Origin of the sequence: Pseudoalteromonas sp. SG43-7 (genome assembly GCF_014164295.1) — a bacterium.
In the GTDB taxonomy this organism is placed as follows: Bacteria; Pseudomonadota; Gammaproteobacteria; order Enterobacterales; family Alteromonadaceae; genus Pseudoalteromonas; species Pseudoalteromonas rhizosphaerae.
Window position 1 is genome coordinate 116,202 of the sequence record NZ_JACJEY010000002.1, and the last position, 17,222, is coordinate 133,423.

General features: G+C 42.3%; 15 protein-coding genes. 4 read left to right on the forward strand and 11 right to left on the reverse strand.

Features of this window, described 5'->3' with window-relative positions; translation table 11 throughout:
• Window positions 1-32: 32 nt before the first annotated feature.
• The 5 genes from H5200_RS01345 to H5200_RS01365 form a co-directional block, all read right to left on the reverse strand.
• The gene (locus H5200_RS01345) at window positions 33-431 is read right to left on the reverse strand and encodes a hypothetical protein (RefSeq protein ID WP_145234441.1); all 399 of its coding nucleotides are present in this window, start codon (window positions 429-431) and stop codon (window positions 33-35) included.
• Between the two features lie 70 nt (window positions 432-501).
• Window positions 502-1,446, reverse strand: coding sequence for an ornithine cyclodeaminase family protein (locus H5200_RS01350; RefSeq protein ID WP_182717610.1), 945 nt, complete (start codon window positions 1,444-1,446; stop codon window positions 502-504).
• Between the two features lies 1 nt (window position 1,447).
• On the reverse strand, window positions 1,448-2,533 hold the full coding sequence (locus H5200_RS01355; protein ID WP_182760778.1) for a Xaa-Pro peptidase family protein: 1,086 nt from the start codon (window positions 2,531-2,533) through the stop codon (window positions 1,448-1,450).
• Window positions 2,530-3,579, reverse strand: coding sequence for a proline racemase family protein (locus H5200_RS01360; protein ID WP_145234449.1), 1,050 nt, complete (start codon window positions 3,577-3,579; stop codon window positions 2,530-2,532). Before H5200_RS01360 ends, H5200_RS01355 begins: the two co-directional genes overlap by 4 nt.
• 205 nt (window positions 3,580-3,784) lie before the next feature.
• Window positions 3,785-6,778 (reverse strand): TonB-dependent receptor domain-containing protein, encoded by a 2,994-nt coding sequence (locus H5200_RS01365; RefSeq protein ID WP_145234451.1) that lies wholly within the window; start codon window positions 6,776-6,778, stop codon window positions 3,785-3,787.
• 330 nt (window positions 6,779-7,108) lie between these two features.
• Between H5200_RS01365 and H5200_RS01370 the strand changes: the two genes are divergently transcribed.
• Entirely contained in the window at window positions 7,109-8,077 is a 969-nt protein-coding gene (locus tag H5200_RS01370; RefSeq protein ID WP_145234584.1) for a dihydrodipicolinate synthase family protein, read from the forward strand.
• Between the two features lie 465 nt (window positions 8,078-8,542).
• Here the strand turns inward: H5200_RS01370 and H5200_RS01375 are convergent, their stop codons facing one another.
• The 6 genes from H5200_RS01375 to H5200_RS01400 form a co-directional block, all read right to left on the reverse strand.
• Entirely contained in the window at window positions 8,543-8,764 is a 222-nt protein-coding gene (locus H5200_RS01375) for a hypothetical protein (RefSeq protein ID WP_182717613.1), read from the reverse strand.
• Between the two features lie 277 nt (window positions 8,765-9,041).
• The gene (locus H5200_RS01380) at window positions 9,042-9,833 is read right to left on the reverse strand and encodes a Cthe_2314 family HEPN domain-containing protein (RefSeq protein ID WP_182760779.1); all 792 of its coding nucleotides are present in this window, start codon (window positions 9,831-9,833) and stop codon (window positions 9,042-9,044) included.
• Between the two features lie 124 nt (window positions 9,834-9,957).
• Window positions 9,958-10,626 (reverse strand): GntR family transcriptional regulator, encoded by a 669-nt coding sequence (locus H5200_RS01385; protein ID WP_145234461.1) that lies wholly within the window; start codon window positions 10,624-10,626, stop codon window positions 9,958-9,960.
• Window positions 10,627-10,761: 135 nt separating this feature from the next.
• On the reverse strand, window positions 10,762-12,258 hold the full coding sequence (locus H5200_RS01390; RefSeq protein WP_182717615.1) for an aldehyde dehydrogenase (NADP(+)): 1,497 nt from the start codon (window positions 12,256-12,258) through the stop codon (window positions 10,762-10,764).
• A 13-nt stretch (window positions 12,259-12,271) separates the two neighbouring features.
• On the reverse strand, window positions 12,272-13,273 hold the full coding sequence (locus H5200_RS01395) for a 4-hydroxyproline epimerase (RefSeq protein WP_182739491.1): 1,002 nt from the start codon (window positions 13,271-13,273) through the stop codon (window positions 12,272-12,274).
• Window positions 13,273-13,455: a hypothetical protein gene (locus H5200_RS01400; protein ID WP_145234469.1), complete on the reverse strand. Its 183-nt coding sequence runs from the start codon at window positions 13,453-13,455 to the stop codon at window positions 13,273-13,275. The genes H5200_RS01395 and H5200_RS01400 overlap by 1 nt, the downstream gene beginning before the upstream one ends.
• 269 nt (window positions 13,456-13,724) lie before the next feature.
• Between H5200_RS01400 and H5200_RS01405 the strand changes: the two genes are divergently transcribed.
• From H5200_RS01405 to H5200_RS01415, 3 genes are all read left to right on the forward strand, one after another.
• The gene (locus H5200_RS01405; RefSeq protein ID WP_145234472.1) at window positions 13,725-15,014 is read left to right on the forward strand and encodes an FAD-binding oxidoreductase; all 1,290 of its coding nucleotides are present in this window, start codon (window positions 13,725-13,727) and stop codon (window positions 15,012-15,014) included.
• A gap of 25 nt (window positions 15,015-15,039) precedes the next feature.
• The gene (locus H5200_RS01410; protein WP_182717617.1) at window positions 15,040-16,260 is read left to right on the forward strand and encodes a Xaa-Pro peptidase family protein; all 1,221 of its coding nucleotides are present in this window, start codon (window positions 15,040-15,042) and stop codon (window positions 16,258-16,260) included.
• Between the two features lie 144 nt (window positions 16,261-16,404).
• Window positions 16,405-17,052: a DsbA family oxidoreductase gene (locus tag H5200_RS01415; protein ID WP_138554903.1), complete on the forward strand. Its 648-nt coding sequence runs from the start codon at window positions 16,405-16,407 to the stop codon at window positions 17,050-17,052.
• Window positions 17,053-17,222 lie beyond the last annotated feature (170 nt).

A 17,222-nucleotide genomic window follows, 5' to 3' on the forward strand; every position in this document is an offset into this window, starting at 1 on the left:
AGTGAGTTGCATACCAAGCATGCTCGTTTACCTCACGTTAAAAAATAGCTCCCCACGCACAAACTTAGACCGCTAACCAACCAAACTAATGCATAGCTTTGCCATAGTTGTGAGTTGTTATAAACCTTTTGCGGGTTATTTTTATCAACCAATACACTGCAAGGCTCGCCTTGTTTGAATCGTGTGAGCAGGGTGTTGTCGTGACTGACCAATACGCTATACAAATGATTGTTAAATCTAAAGCTAACTAACATTGACTGTGACGGCAATAGTTCATGAGCACCAATACGAGTATTAACCGCATTAGTGATGTTATCAATCACACACACGCGCCAGTGATGTTTGCTTATTTTACACTTTAACCACCTAAAAAGAGGCAGTAACCCTGCAAAAATAAAACACACACCCAATATCAATAGCACAGTATTCATCTTTCACTTACCTTATAAAACTAAAACAGACACACAGCACACACATTAAAAACTCACCACAAATTATCTATTAGTTCTGTAGAGATTGATAAACTTGATTTGCAGCAATCAAGTCACTCAGTGCTGTACCAACTGATTTAAATACCGTTATATCCGTTTCGTTAAAACGGGCTACGGTATTTACCTTCGCTAAATCAGCTAATTCAGCACATACGCTTTGCTCGCAAAATACACCTTCACTTATTGGTATTAATAATTCACCTGCTTCTCCTAATACATTGGTTTTACTATCAACATAAACGCGGCTACGAGTAATTGTGGCGGTGTCGCATTCGCGATGGTCACTCTGATGATTACCGATTAGGTCAACATGCGTGCCTGATTTTAACCAGTTGCCATCAAATAATGGCACTTGAGAGCCGGTCGCGCAGCTGATCACGTCAGCACTGTAAATTACTTCTTGCGTACTTTGCCCAATGACAAACTCAACATCAGGATATAACTGCTCTAAACAACTTTGCAGGGCGACTACTTTTAAATGATTACGCGCCACCAGCGTTACTCGTTTAAAATTACGAACAGCCAAATGCGCACGCACCATATACTCGGCTAAGTTACCACTGCCAAAAAATACTAAATGATTACTGTTCTCTCGGGATAAATAACGACTCGCAAGCGCCGATACGCTTGCCGTACGCCATAAAGTAATACTCGTGCCATCTACCAGTGCCAACGGTTCGCCGTGCTCGCGCGAAAACAACATTATTTTAGAATACAAAGAATCAAAGCCCGCCTCGCCATTATTAGGAAAATAAGTAAATGCTTTTACGCCAATCACTTGTTCATTCCATGCAGGTAACACAGCAAACGCATCCCGGCTACCGCTGTTGCTATCTAACTCATAGACGTTACGCTTTGGCATAGTAAAATCGAGGGCAAAACCTTGCTGCATAGCAGTGATTAACGAGTCAAAATCAAGGGCGTTATCAATGTGTTTTTTATCAATAACTTGCATTTTATAACTCCAGTTCGAATGGTTTAGGTGCGTGAGTTAAAATTTCATAACCCGTGTTGGTGATCAAGATGTCCTCCTCTAAACGCACCCCGCCATATTCAGAGATATAAATACCTGGCTCTATGGTGATCACATTGCCCACTTCTAATACGTGCTTAACGTTGCTATTGATAAACGGCTGCTCGTGTAAAAATAGCCCTAAACCGTGGCCAAGCCCTTGTCCTGCCCATTTTCCAAAACCAGAGCTATCCAATACTTGTTGTGATGCATTTTGTAAATCAATGCAATCAACGCCAGGCTTAATTAAATTAATAGCAGCTTGTTGCGCCGTCGCTACTGCATTGTAAATTTGAACTTGTTTGTTTGACGCTTTACCTAATACATAACTACGCGTCATGTCTGAGCGATAGCCATTAACAACAGCGCCAAAGTCTAGAGTAATAAAGTCGCCTTCTTTAAGTGTTCTATCACTGGGGCTACCATGGGGCAGCGAGGTACGCTCTGCGAACATTAAAATCGTTGCAAACGACATTCCTTCAGAGCCTAATTTTTGCATTCTAAACTCTAGCTCTAAGGCTAAATCACGTTCGCTTACACCTACTTTAAAATATGGAATAGTGTGTGCAAGTGCTTCATCCGCAATCGCAGCCGCAGCTTTTATTTGTGCTACTTCCCAGTCATTTTTGATCATGCGCTGACGTTCAATTACTCCTTGAATTGGCATTAATGTGTGACCACTCAAATCACTAGCAATTTGCTGCCACAATGCCACATTAATAAATGCCGCATCAAAACCTAAATGGCTGTTAGCAGGTAAAAAACGGTTAATACAACAGCCTAAACTTTCGCTATCACGGTCGCGGCTGATCACTTCAAACCCTTGGCACTCAGATTGTGCGCGCTCAAAGTAACGATAATCAGTAATAAGTATGCAGCTAGCTTGCGTCACAATTGCATACGCGGCATTACCACTAAACCCGCTCAAGTAGCGAATATTCTCATGCCCTAACACTAATAACGCCGTTAAGTTTTGCTCTGCCATACGTTGTTTTAGTAATTGTTGGCGTACTAAAAAATGATTATTCATCGAAAAATAAATCCTTGTTTTAGGGGATCTGTTGGATCAATTAAAAAGGTATGTTTACCCGTCACAAAGGCTGTACCCGTAACACGAGGAATAATCGCAGACCGTGCTTTAACCTCACATGTTTGCTTAACCATTACATTAAATGCTGAGCCTAAAATGCTCTCAATATTTACACTTTGTCCTACCGCTAATTCGCCTTTGGCAAAAGCTAATGCAGCACGAGCGCTTACGCCCGTGCCTGTAGGGCTTCGATCAAGTTCACCTTCGGCAAATACACACACATGACGGCTAAAGTGGTTAATTTGTGATAACTGGCTATTGGAGTAAAAAATAACCCCATATAAAAAACCCAGTGCCTGATCGGTTGGGTGCGTTGGCTGATATTGATTAGTCACTTGCTGTTTAATGGCTTTCCCAAGGCTAATTATATGTCCATGATTGTCAGGTGCTAAGCTTAAATTAAGAGTATCTGCATCAACAAATGCGTAGTATGCACCGCCAAACGCTATATCACAGCTAACCGAACCACACATCGGCAAGCTTATTTTAACGTCTAATTTATCAACAAAACTGGCGACATTATCAAAATATACTTGCTGTAACTGATTATTGTTAAGTTCAACATACGCTTTTATAAGCCCAGCTGGAGTGTCTATTCTTAGTTCATTATAGCCATCTTTAAAGTCAACAAGTGCGCAATCTTTTGCAGCGGTAGCCAGTGCAATAATCGCATGCCCGCACATGGTGCTATAACCTTCATTATGTAAAAAAAGTACGCCAAAATGGCTATCTGAGCGCACAGCACAAGTGATCACTGCGCCATACATATCGGCATGACCACGAGGTTCAAACATCAATGCTTTTCGTAAATAATCAAAACGCGCTAAACAATCGGCACGCTTTTCAAGCATCGTATCACCTGTAAGTTGCTCAAAGCCATCAACTATAATACGCAATGGTTCACCACCAGTGTGCATCTCTAAAGTATGTATTTGTAACCAATCATTATTAGGCTGCTGCCAATGGGAAAATAAAGTCTGGGTCATAATTAACTCCTTCACTTTTGTATACAATATATCTCAATATTTTTTAGTGCAATAACTTTAATAAAAAATGCTGAGCAGTTACCTACTCAGCATCAAGGCTGTGTTACTCTTAATGAGAATGTGCTTAAACATTTTGTCAGTTTTAGTTTTCGCTTGTTAGATACTATTTACTAAAACGACATTTTACAGCCACTTACCAGGGAACTTAAAATTCTATACGTGCGGTTAACGATACATATCGAGCACCTTGGCGGCCAGTTACTAAACCATAATCTGGGTTGAGCTCTAAGCCATTATCGCCATATTGAGCTCGCTCCTCGTTTATCGATACCGCGCTATCTCCATCGAATAAGTTATATACCGTGCCTTTTAAGGTCATGTCAGAGCCAAAAAAGTCAGTATAATAAGTCAGTGACATATCCACATTAGTTAACCACGGTAAGTTACCTTTGCTTCCGCGTGGTGCCGGGTTACCATTTTCATCATAGTGCGATGCTTGGTCATAGTATTTACTCACACATGCATCCCACGGGCTTCCTTGCTCGCAGCTATCAACACCTTCAGGGTGAACTGAGAAGTAGCTCTTTGGACGACCCGATGTAGTTCGCGCAACTAAACCTACAGTCAGTGAATCGGTAATATTATACGCGCCACTAAATTTGATTGCGTGGCGGTGGTCATTTGGTAAATTACCATAGCCATGATCCATCAAATCGCCATAGTCGTAAGAGGTCGTCCAACCAGGATCTGCTTGGTCGTTATCCGTTTTAACTAAACCTTCCGTATTACCGTAGCTATGTGACCATGTATATGAAGTATTGATACGCAAGTCATCGGTTACATTGCCATCTAAGGTAAACTCAAGGGCCAAATATTTGCGTTGTGCTTCGGCAAGTGCAAGCTCATCAGCACTTAAATTAACGTTATCTATTTCTCCATCACCATCAAAGTCATACGACATTTGAATCGCTTCACCAGGATTATTAAGCACATAATATGAACCCTGCCCTACGTTATCGGTGATCCCCATTTCGGCAAGTTTCTTGGCAAGTATAGGGCCTACATCCGTGTCTTCAACACTGCGCCCAAGGTCGCGGTAAATAGCACGTACGCCGGCAGACATAGAATCAAAAACTTCTTGTTGATACCCTATTGTGAACTCATCGCTGTACATTGGTTTTAAAGAAGACGAGGCAATTAACCCAGGTTCAGTAATACCACGCTGGCGCCAGCGTCTATCTCGTAACATATCACCTCTGCTAGGTGAGCCGTCAGCTAATAAAGTAGGCGAGCCATTGCCTTCTAATTGATCTAATTCAAAATACTCAAACCATTCAATTGATGCAGAGCCTTGAGTGATATTCATGTTCGCAGATACTGGCTGAAAATAGCGCCCGTAAGTGGCAAATATTTTAGCGCTACCGTCACCCGATACATCATAAATAGCCTGTAAGCGTGGCGCTATTTGATTATCAATATCAACAAATGCTCGGCCATCTGTCACCGTATTTTCAAACTGGCTATAACGCAAACCCATATTAAGGACTAAATTATCAGTTGCTTGCCATGAGTCATTAATATAAAACGCCAGTGAAGTTGTATCTGAATCGACCTCACGGCTACGAACCCGCCTTTCGATAAAGTCACTCCCCAGCGCAGCACTTGATATATCATTTTCACCAGCAGTTTTTATAGTCCACCAGCCTTGTGCATCCCCAATACCATTTTGGCCTTCAAAATAATCAACCTTCACATTGGTGTAATCAATACCAAATTGAATTGAATGCATATCCAAGTCCCAGTTAAAATCAATTCTGGCTTGGTCACGAATATACTCTTCTTCCGTTATACCGGAATTTGTATGCTGGCTTAGAGTTACAAAACCGTCACGTTCATCCCACACGCCGGGATTAGGTGATGCTACAACGTTCTCAACATTTTCAGTAACACGACCAACAACGGCTGACACTGAAAAAGTATCTGTGAGGTAGCCATTGTAGTTAATACTGTATACATTGCCGCCATCTTCGCCTGGTGCATCGACACCTTGTTGATCACCTACCACATTATCTTGCCAACTATACGCAAACGTTTTATCAGTCCAAGTACGTTTATTGTTCATTGCAGAGAAACCAATAGAGTGATCTTCATTAATAAACCAATCCACTTTGGTGAACCAACGGTCTTCATCACGCTCAAAATCAGAAAAAGTGGTTTGCCCTGCGCTATTAGACTCTTCTCTGCGTGGTGCAAATAAACCATAAAAGAACAGGGTATCTTCAATAATTGCACCACTTGCCCATAGCTGTACTTCTTTAAAGTCGTAACTGCTTTGCTGTGTATTAGTGTTTATTGTCCCACTATCTTGAAATATTGAATCATGTTGACTACGAAGGCCATCAGGATCCCAGCGCACCTCTGCACCGAATTTAAAGTCGTTATCGCCCGATTTAGACACAGCGTTTACAATGCCGCCTAATGCACCACCAAATTCAGGGCTTACACCACCGGTTTTAACTTGAGTTTGGGATATAGCTTCCCAAGGAAGGCGAATGGAACCTAAACCAGTACGAATACTCGTTACATTTAAGCCATTAAAATAGTAGCCATTTTCAGCAGCCGATGAACCACCAAAACTTGATGCGCCTTTAAAATTAGAGCCACCAGGTGCAGCGGTACCTGGCGCAAGTAAAGCAATGCTCTCAAAGCCTGTATTAACCGGCATTGCTTTAAGCTCAGCATCACTAAACGTTAAACCGGAGGTAGAGGAAGCCATATCTACACGACGAATTGCCGAACCTGTTACCGCGATACGCTCTATATCAGTACCAGCTTTATAAAGTTGTACATCGAGAATGATTGATTGACCAATGGTCACTGCTACATCTTCTTCAATTAGTGTTTGATAGCCATCTTTTACAATCGTTACATCGTACATACCCACCGGTACATTACGTAATAAGTAATCGCCTTCAGCATTACTCGTAATAGTGTAAACAAGCCCTTTACTCTTGTGTTTAAGTGTAATTGTTGCGCCAATCAAATCATTACCAGAGTGTGCAACAATATGACCTTTTACAATACTACTACCATCTACGGCCTGCGCAGCTGGTGTCATTATTAATGCAGCTGTAACAGCTGTTGCCAGTAGGGTTTTAACACCCACTCCCCGAGTTTGCTTTTTATTATTCGTAAACATGAAATGTTCCTTTGATCCTGTTGATTTTTTGTTGCCAGGCTAACCTTGACGTAAAAAATATACACCCATTACATATTGTATACAATATGTAATATACATTTAATTTACGTAAAATTAAAAAACAAGATGGTTCATGTCAAACTTATTCAAAAACAATATTTATAATCAATTGCTTGCAAACTCACACTGAACACCTAAAAAGTAACAGAAGTGAGCAAAGTAATTAATACAGGGTTTAGTTTATTTTTATTCCGGCCTTGCCGAAAGCAATTTAGCTGATACAATCTAAATGTATAATGTATACAATATGTATTTATAAGAGGAAATATGATGCAAACGAACAGTAAAGATTGGCGATATACAGTTATGCCGGCCGTATTTACATGGCTAAAAGAGTCAGAGTCCGGAGCCCTGGAAATAGACCTTGATACAACAAAAAAATACGCTGCAGATATTTTAAAAGTGCAAGGAAAGGGGGGTACTCGTATGGGTGGACTTGTTGGCTCTGGTACGCTGGGTGAAAACAGCTACCTAAGTGCTGAGCAACGCCTTTCTTTACTAAAAGCCCTTTCAAGTGTTGCTAAAGAACACAACGTTCCTTTAATCAGTGGCGCAGCGGCAGAAACCAAAGAAGAACTAGCCAAAATAGTAAAAGAACTCGCAACGGTCGGCGTAGATACCGTTATGGTAATGCCACCAAAAACCAAAGAAACACCTTGTGATGAACAGATGTATGCTTACTACGCGCTTAGCGCCTCAGCGGCAAAAGAGGCCGGCATAACAATAATGCCCTATAACAACCCTGACGCAGCGGGCTACCATGCGCTTTCAACTGATCTGCTTACAAGGCTTGCAGCTCTACCAGAGGTAACTGCGCTTAAAATATCAACTATCGATGTGTCAGTTATTGAAACAATGATGTTAGAGAACAAAAATTTAAAAGTATTGGCCGGTGTTGACACCGTTACTGTACATGCAGGACTCGCAGGCGCATGTGGCGGCATTACAGGTGTGGGCTGCATATTCCCAAAAGCGAGTATTACAATGCAAGAGTATGTAAATAACGGAGAATGGGCCGAGGCAAACAAAATCTCTCAAGCGATGAACTCTATATCCTATCTTGATGCACAGCCGTTACTTTTAGAATACCTTAAGTTTGCTTTTGGCATTCATCATAATGATCTAACAGGTGGGCTTCGCACCTTTGGCAAGAAGTTAACCCAACAGCAAATTGATGACGTGCACACACGGTATGCCCTAGCAAAAGAACGACTTGAGGTCCTCGATTTACTAGACTGATGTTTTAAAATATTCAAATAGCAAAAACTCCGCTGTTACGGAGTTTTTATCTTTACAGATTGGCTATTTTTGAGATTGTTACATCTTATTTTATTCAAAACAGGCCTAGGCTACTTGCCATGATTAGGTTAACCGATGAATGTCTCGGCTCTGGCATCCTGCTTCGTTCTACCTTCTAAATCTATTTAGTCGTAGTGCCCCAGAAAGTCCAAAAGGATATGGGAAAAACCTGGCTGCGATAAGATCGCAATAAGAGATTACTGCGTAACGCACCCTAGATGTGTTTGCCGTAAGCTACTTGCTTAACAGCCACATCGGCATACGAAGTAAACGAATTTGCTTATTGAATTAGAGTTGATTTTTGATTGACCTTCAATTTATAAAACGGTCAAAAAGAACACTATTGCCTATTGACAGAGTTAAGGCTCATATGTATTAGGCAATTGATCCTGCAACATAAATACATCAAACGCAATTACTAACTTCACCCGCAGCAAATGTAAGAGTTTTACCTTTAGTTTTAATAAAGTAAGGTGTGATTTTATGACGTTGATCTGGATATTGAGGATGAGGCACTTCAAATGATGGTTCGTCCATGTCGTTCCAAGGATACTTCCAAATATTAATACCATTGATTTTTTTAGTTTGGGATTCAAAACCAATATCGTGATACTGCCAACCATCCATGTAAATCACCTAACGAGGCTGTAGTATAACTCCAACAGCCAAATTCAATTAAAAGACGAGCTCCTGTAATTAACTCTAAGCGTTTTTAAAGCATTAGGTAATGCATTTGGAACCCATAAAACTGGCTGTCTTTCTTAAAAAAAGAGTAATTCTACAGCCTCAACCCCCAATTAAGGTGTGGGCCACGCTACCACGACGCTCAAATTGAACACCGTAAACACTGAACTAGCCCTAAACTGAAACTGCCAAGCGTGGGGAATCACTCTTAAATTGCTTGTTAGCTATCTTTTTCACAATGCAGTGGGAAATGCTGCGACACTCCCATTGCAGAACCGCATGATAACCTAAGGTGTGTATCACGATAGTGGTCATAGCAATTATCAACTAAATTGATTGTAGCTCTTAATGCCACCTGCACTTCTTGAACTACTAGATCACAAATTTTGTCACGGGAGTTTTCATAAATACCGACCAAATCATAATCAGTGTTGTCGATAACTTTGCCTTCCATCCACGACATATTTTTGAACATTTTATCATCGCCAGTATAGAGTTCACTGAATCCCTTGTGTGCTCGGTCATTACGATCAGTCCGCAATTCTTCACCGGTTTTATCAAGAGTTTTTAAGTCCTCTAGAATTTCAGGGTACTCTGTTTTGAGAGCTTTTTTGAGTTGCTTAATATTTAACTGAAAATCAGAAAGTCCTAGCTCCAAAACTTCATTCACAAAATGAAAGGCTATATCTCTCAAGCTGGAAAAACGGAATAAAGTCAAATCAACGATAGATTTAAGCCAGTCGTATCTATTTATGTCTTGAACGCTGGATTTAACTGGAACAGTTTCAACCCCAAGCATTTTAGGGATAACCCGCAAATCAATGAATTGTTGTTCAAGCATGTTAAATCGGACATAGGTTAATTGTGCATAAGCCATATGTGGGTCAGCTTCAGAAAACTCTTCCCAGTTTTTGTAAGGCAAGTCATGCAAGAAATAACAATTTATCGAGTCGTATAAAACACCCTTGAAGCTAGAGTCTTCCAGATCCCACCAATGATATTCATTATTCATAGATACTCGCAATTTCTGACAGATAGCTAACAGCCTTTTACCAAGAATACCGATAAACACTCTTGAGTGATTACCCTGAACTGCGTAAACACACATTAAAATTTATAATAACAACTTATTAAGGTTACCTTTTTTCGTCTTCGATTTTTAATAATAGCTTTTTAATGTCGTTTTTGGCGCCCAAGATATGCTTTTTCAAAAAGTCACAGGCTTTTTTAGTGTCTTTTGCGCGACAGTGATTTAACAATGTGCGGTGCTCTTCGGGTGCGGTGGTTAAACCACCAGCCAGTAAAATATGCATGCGCACGTAGCGCTCTGAATTTTTACTATACATATCTACCAGCTCACGGGTTTGTGGCCGTTGCGCGCGCGAATATAATTTACCATGAAATCGACTATTTAAATCGCCTGTGGCAAGGTGGGTGTCGCCCGCATCCATAGCGCTTTCAAGCTCAGTTAAAATAAGCTCAGCGTCGATTAAATCTTGATCTGTTAAACCGTCTATTGAATGGCTTAATAGCTCTGCTTCAAGTAAGGCTCTTAAATCAAAAATCTCATCAATTTGTGATGCTGAAAGCTCTGTTGCCGTAGCTCCTTTGTGCGCTTCAAAGTTAACAAGCCCTTCGGCTTCAAGCTGAAGAAGTGCCTCACGTACAGGAATACGACTTACGTTCATCTCTGTTGCCAGTGCAGCTTGACGTAAGGGCTCGCCTGCTTTAATTTCACCAGAGAGAATTTTTGCGCGAATTGCTTCTGCAACAAGCTGGGTGCGGGTTTTGTGCTCGATAGCCATGGTGATCCTCTTACATTGCATTTAGCATACATTATACTCAAGTTCACTCATATGCCAAGTGAGAATCTGTCTGTACCCTATATAAACAAGGGGGAAAGCGGGAATATACAATTTGCATATCCCGCCCAATAAATCCTATGCTTGATAACAAATTGGTCGCATAAAACGTAACATTGCATTTGCGCCCACAGAGGTACTGCGTACATCGGTTGAACTTGGGAACGGCCCACCGTGGTTCATTGAAGCGCACACTTCAACACCTGTTGGCAGCTGATTTTTTATCAAACGACCTACTTTATATTGCAGCGCTTCGATAAGGCTATCGGCGTTGTTTAAATCAGCTTCAGTGCCATGAATACTGGCGGTTAACTGCCCTTGTAATTGGTTTATCAATGTCATGAGCTGCTGTTCACTGTCGTAGCGCACCACTAACGCAGCAGGGCCAAACACTTCTTCTTGCAAAGCTGAGATTGCTAAATAGTCATCAGCATTACAAGCAAATACATGTGCATTAGCATGAAATTCATGCTCCAGCTTGCCTTTACCCAGCACGCTAAGCTTATCAAGCTGAGTTCGCTCTGCTATTTGGTGTTTAAAGGTTTTAACAATCCCAGGGGTGAGTAAAGTGTCTGATGGGGCATCATTAATACACGCTGTTATATGTGCTTCGAGTTCGTCACACCCGGTTGGTACTAACCAAAGCCCTGGGCTAGTGCAAAACTGCCCGTTCCCCATCAGCATTGACTGGCAAAGTGATTGTGCCATCTCTTTGCTATGTTCAATGGCTTTATTGAGTAAAATAACTTGTGGGTTAATACTGCCAAGCTCACCATAAAATGGTATCGGCTCTTCACGCTTGGCAATTGTTGCTTGCAGCTTGCTGGCCACATTAAATGAGCCTGTAAACCCCACCGCTTTTATTGCCGGCGCAGCCACTAATTGATGCGATATGTCGTAGGCTTTACTTTGTACCATTGCAAACACGCCTAACGGCATTGCACATTCTTTAATGGCTGCAAGCGCCACACGTGCCATCAACTCACCCGTTCCTGGGTGCGCGGTGTGGTTTTTTACAATTACTGGGCAGCCTGCTGCAAGGGCTGCGGCGGTATCGCCGCCCAGTGTTGAAAAGGCGTAAGGGAAATTAGATGCACCAAATACAGCCACCGGCCCCAGCGGTAAATAGTTAAGTTCAGTGTGCGGCTTTGGTAACGGTGCTCTGGTGGCATCTGCTTCATCCACTATTTTTAAACCCAGTGGCGATTCAGGGTTGTCACGTAATGCATTAGCAAAGGCTTTAAGCTGATTTACGGTGCGCATACGCTCACCTTGCAAACGTGCCAGCGGTAAGTTGGTTTCTTGCTGTGTTTGCTCAAGTAACTCATCACCAAGCGCTAAAATATGATCAGCAATACATTCTAAAAAATCTGCTCGTTGTGCAAAACTGGTTTTACGATATTCATAAAACGCCGATTGTGCGGCTTCTATTGCACTGTCTAACTCAGTGGCGCTGAGGTTAAAAAAGCGCGTTGCGAGTGGTTCATTGCGGGCGGGGGAAAATGCGTTAAATTCACCATTTCCAGAGTGACCGAGCCATTGCCCTGCTACTAAACTTTGTCCTGTTAATGTCATGCTTTGCTCCTCATTAAATTACTTGAAACCCAAATGCGTATGGGTCATCGTCATCTACGGTGATAGCACTTGTGCCCGTCACCCTAGACCAACCTTGAATACTTGGTAAGATAGCTGTTATGCCTGCGATCTCTGTTACGTGTTCAATGCAACCAATAAACTGGCTGCCAATATAACTTTCGTGAATAAAATTTTGCCCTTGAGCCAACTGCCCTTTGGCAAATAGCTGTGCCATACGGGCGCTGGTGCCTGTTCCACATGGCGAGCGATCAATGGCTTTATCACCATAAAAAACTGCATTTGCGGCGTCTGAATTGGCATTTTTTGGGGTGCCTGTCCATAAAACATGGCTTGCGCCTTGAACGGTTGAGTCAAGCGGATGAACACATTTAATTTTGGCGTTTATTGCATCACGCACTAGCGGGCTATATTGCAAAATTTGCCCAGCCGTTAAATGTTCAATGCCTTTATAATTACCTTGCGGTTCAACAATAATGTAGAAGTTGCCGCCATAGGCGATATCTACTATCAGCTCGCCCAATTCAGGCACTTCAATAACTATCGACTTATGTGCTAAATACGCAGGTACATTATAAATTTTTACCCACTGTACTTTGCCATCACTCATTTCATAGTTGATCTGGACACGCCCAGCAGGTGTGTCTAGCAGCAGAGTTCCCGGCACTTTTGCCTGTAACAAACCATGCTCTAAAGCAAACGTAACGATACCCATTGTGCCGTGGCCGCACATAGGCAAACACCCAGATGTTTCAACAAATAAAATAGCGGCATCGCCGTCTTCCGTGGTCGGTGGATATAAAAATCCGCCCGACATCATGTCGTGACCGCGAGGTTCAAACATCAGTGCTTGGCGGATCCAATCGTGATTTTGCAAAAAATCTTGGCGCTTCTCACTCATGCTCTGCCCGCTCAATTGCGGGTGACCACTGGTTATAAGCCTAACTGGGTTGCCGCAAGTATGGCCGTCAATACAAAAAAAACTTCCTTTACGCATCACTTAGCCCACTTTAATTTTGTTAGGTTAGTAGGGCTTGCTATAGCCAGTGCAATCATGCCGTGAACAGCTTTGTTGATCAGTTCATCGCTCATGTTTGCTGTTGTTGCAAAGTTAATGGAGTCGTCTGCACTAAACTGAGCCATTACTGCTGCACAGACTCCTTGCCAAGTTACTGTCATTTTAATTACCTGATTGATGTTTAGGCTTGATATCATAGGTATATTGTATACAATAATCAATATCCCACCTTAAAGTTTGTTAAAAGGTTTATCTTCTGAGGCTCTTTTGGGATTGGGAATAACTACTTAAGAAACTGAAAAACAATGCTTATTTACTGATTTAATACAGCGGGATTTTTTTCATAAATCACTGTTTAAAGTGAGATGCAATGTATACGCGCCTACAAATCAAGTGTTTGGTATTACTTTTATAGAAGAGGTAAATTATTTTGGCGGATAAAAATAAACAGCAAGTCGCCGTTATAGGAGCTGGTATTATTGGCATTTGTAGCGCATTACAACTACAACGAGCAGGTTTTGCAGTCACCTTGTATGATGAAAATGGTTTAGCGCAAGGCTGCTCTAAAGGCAATGCTGGACACTTTGCGACTGAGCAAGTGTTTCCGCTTGCGCACCCTTCACTATTAAAGAAGCTACCCGGTATGTTATTCAATCCATTAGGGCCGCTACGGATTGATTGGCGTTATGGCTTTAAAGCCCTACCTTGGTTTTGGCAATTTGTTAAAAACATGCCAAGCAAGACTTATCGCACTAACACACAAGCACTTAAGGCGTTAAACCAACTAGCGATCCCCGCTTATGAGCGCTTACTCAGTGAGTATAATTTAGGCCACTTACTAACTAAAAAGGGCAGCTTACTGACTTTTGAGACCACCCCTCTTAGTAAAATTAACGCTATGCTGCGCAGCTACCTTGATCAGGGTATTGAGGTGGAGTTACTTGATGGCGAACACGTGCGTCTACTAGAGCCCAATTTAGCTAAAACCATTACCTACGCTTTATTATTTAAAGAGGTGGCTCACAGTGTTGATCCGCATTTATTTTGCCTCAACTTAGCAGAACAATTTAGCGCGTTGGGCGGCCAATTTTGCCAACAAAAAATCACCTCGATACAGCCTGCAAAGCAAGGTTATACACTCAGTTGCCAAAATCAAATTGTCACAGCGAATAAAGTAGTCATCGCCGCAGGCGCATGGAGTAACACACTATTGAAACCTTTAGGCTACAAAGTGCCGCTTGATACTGAACGTGGTTACCATTGCATGCTAGCCAGTAATTACGGGCTTTCACGCCCTGTGGCCTCTGCCGAGCGTCACTTTATTATGACTCCCATGAGCCAAGGCCTACGCATTGCTGGCACGGTAGAATTTGCCGGCACCAAACGAAAAATGAATAACAAACGCGCATTAGCATTATTACCCAACGCTAAAGCATTACTGAATAGATCAGCCTTTTCATTACATGCTAACAGTACCTGGATGGGCTGTAGGCCATCGCTACCGGATTCATTGCCCGTTATTGGTAGCGCCCCGAACCACGATAACCTGTACTTTGCTTTTGGCCACCAGCACTTAGGATTAACCCAAGGCGCCGTAACCGCAGAGCTAATAACCGCACTGTGTTTAAACCACCCGCCGCAAATAGATATACACCCTTATTGTGTGAGTCGCTTTTCAACGCAACCCGCTTGCAGTAAAGCACAGCCACACGCACAATAGCCGCATATAAATAAAGGAGAGCACCATGACAACATTCGGAATTGGTACGCAAACTAAAGAGCAAGCACTCGCCGGTCTAAGCGATATGACGGGCGATTTAATGCCTATTCAGGCTGATGAGCATTTAGCGCGTATTGCCAAAGCACAAGCCTACATGCAAGCCAATTGTATTGATGCAATTTACTTAAATGCAGGCACTAACTTAACCTACTTTACCGGTATGCGTTGGTATGCCAGTGAGCGTATGGTAGGCGCAATATTACCGGCTAAAGGCGACGTACAATACATTGCCCCGTATTTTGAAATTGGCTCACTAAACGGTTTTAAAGTCATCGATGGCCCTATTCGTGGTTGGCAAGAGCACCAAAACCCTTATGCTTTATTTGTTGAAATACTCGCAGAAATGGGCATTGCGGCTAATGGCACTGTTGGCATTGACGAAAGCGCACAGTTCTTTATTTTTGATGGTATAAACAAAGCACAAACTGGCTTAAACCTAGTCAATGCACAACCTGTGACCGCTCATTGTCGAATGCATAAATCAGCCAACGAGCTGGCACTGATGCAACGCGCTATGGATATGACGTTAGCGGTTCACCAAGCAACTGCAAGTATGTTACACGAAGGAATCAGCACGAGCGAAGTTGAAGCGTTTATCAAGCAAGCACACCAAAAAGTAGGTGCTCCAGGTAACTATTTTTGCATCGTATTATTTGGCGTTGCAACCTCGTTCCCACATGGCGTGAAAGACCCGCAAATTCTTAAAAAAGGCGATATGGTACTGATTGATACTGGCTGTAAAGTACATGATTATTTATCAGATATTACCCGCACCTATGTGTTTGGTGAGGCCACAGAGCGCCAACGCCAGTTTTGGGATTACGAAAAAGCCGCGCAAATCGCCGCCTTCAACGCTGCAAAAATTGGTGCGCCTTGTGAAGCAGTCGATGCCGCCGCGCGTAGTTACTTAGCCGCGCAAGAGCTAGGTCCTGAATATCAAACGCCAGGTTGCCCCCACCGCACAGGCCACGGTATTGGCTTAGATATTCACGAATGGCCTTATTTAGTCGGCGGCAACAAAACCCCACTTGCAACAGGTATGTGCTTTAGTAATGAGCCTATGCTAGTTATACCTGATGAATTTGGCGTTCGCTTAGAAGATCATTTCTATATGACTGATAAAGGGCCAAAATGGTTTACTGAGCCTGCCCATAGCATCGAAGACCCTTTTGGTTTAGCTGACTAAGCTAGTCCATCATAACGACTGCACGGTAAACGCTTACCGTGCAGTTTAAGCACTTATTTCTGTAAATTGAAAATCCCCCCTCTTGAATTAACCCCTTCGCGCCTGCATATAGACCCGTACACACTGTAAAAAATAGGCTCACTCATGAAAAAGCTAAAAATCGACATCGTTTCAGACGTAATGTGTCCTTGGTGCATTATTGGTTATAAAAACCTTGAAACAGCATTAGCGCAATTAAGTGACGAATTTTCAGCTGAGATCAGCTGGAAGCCATTTGAGTTAAACCCAGATATGCCAATTGAAGGGCAAGATTTAAATGAGCATTTACAACAAAAATATGGCCTGAGCGAGGAGCAAGGCGACGAAAACCGCAAACGTATTTTAGAGATGGGTGAAAAAGCAGGCTTTACCTTTAATTTTGACGGTAAACGCATCATGATCAATAGCTTTGACTTACATCGCTTACTCACTTGGGCTGCCACTGAAGGCAAACAAACCGAGCTAAAACTCGCTTTATTTAAAGCCCACTTTACCGATTTAATTTTCCTTAATGAGCAAGACAACCTACTTGATGTAGTACAAAGTGTTGGTCTTGATAGAGCCCGCGCAAAAGAAATTTTAGACTCAGGCGAGTATTTCCAAGAAGTACGCAGCGAGCAAAATGCGCTACAGCAAATGGGCATTTCCTCAGTGCCAACCTTTATCATTAACGATCAATACGCCCTCACTGGCGGCCAGCCAAGCGACGCATTTGTGCAAGCATTTAAACAAATCGCCGAGCAAGAAGCGTAATAAAATGACAAGCGACGCAATTTACCTGTTGCGTCGCTTTTTAACTAACTTTCTTCTTTAACTTAGTGCCCCCCGTTACATTCCTTTACAGACTGACGTTGCTATTTTTATTGTGATTTTATAACTCGTGTTATCCTTAACAAAAAACAGCGAGGCATATCTGCTGCGCC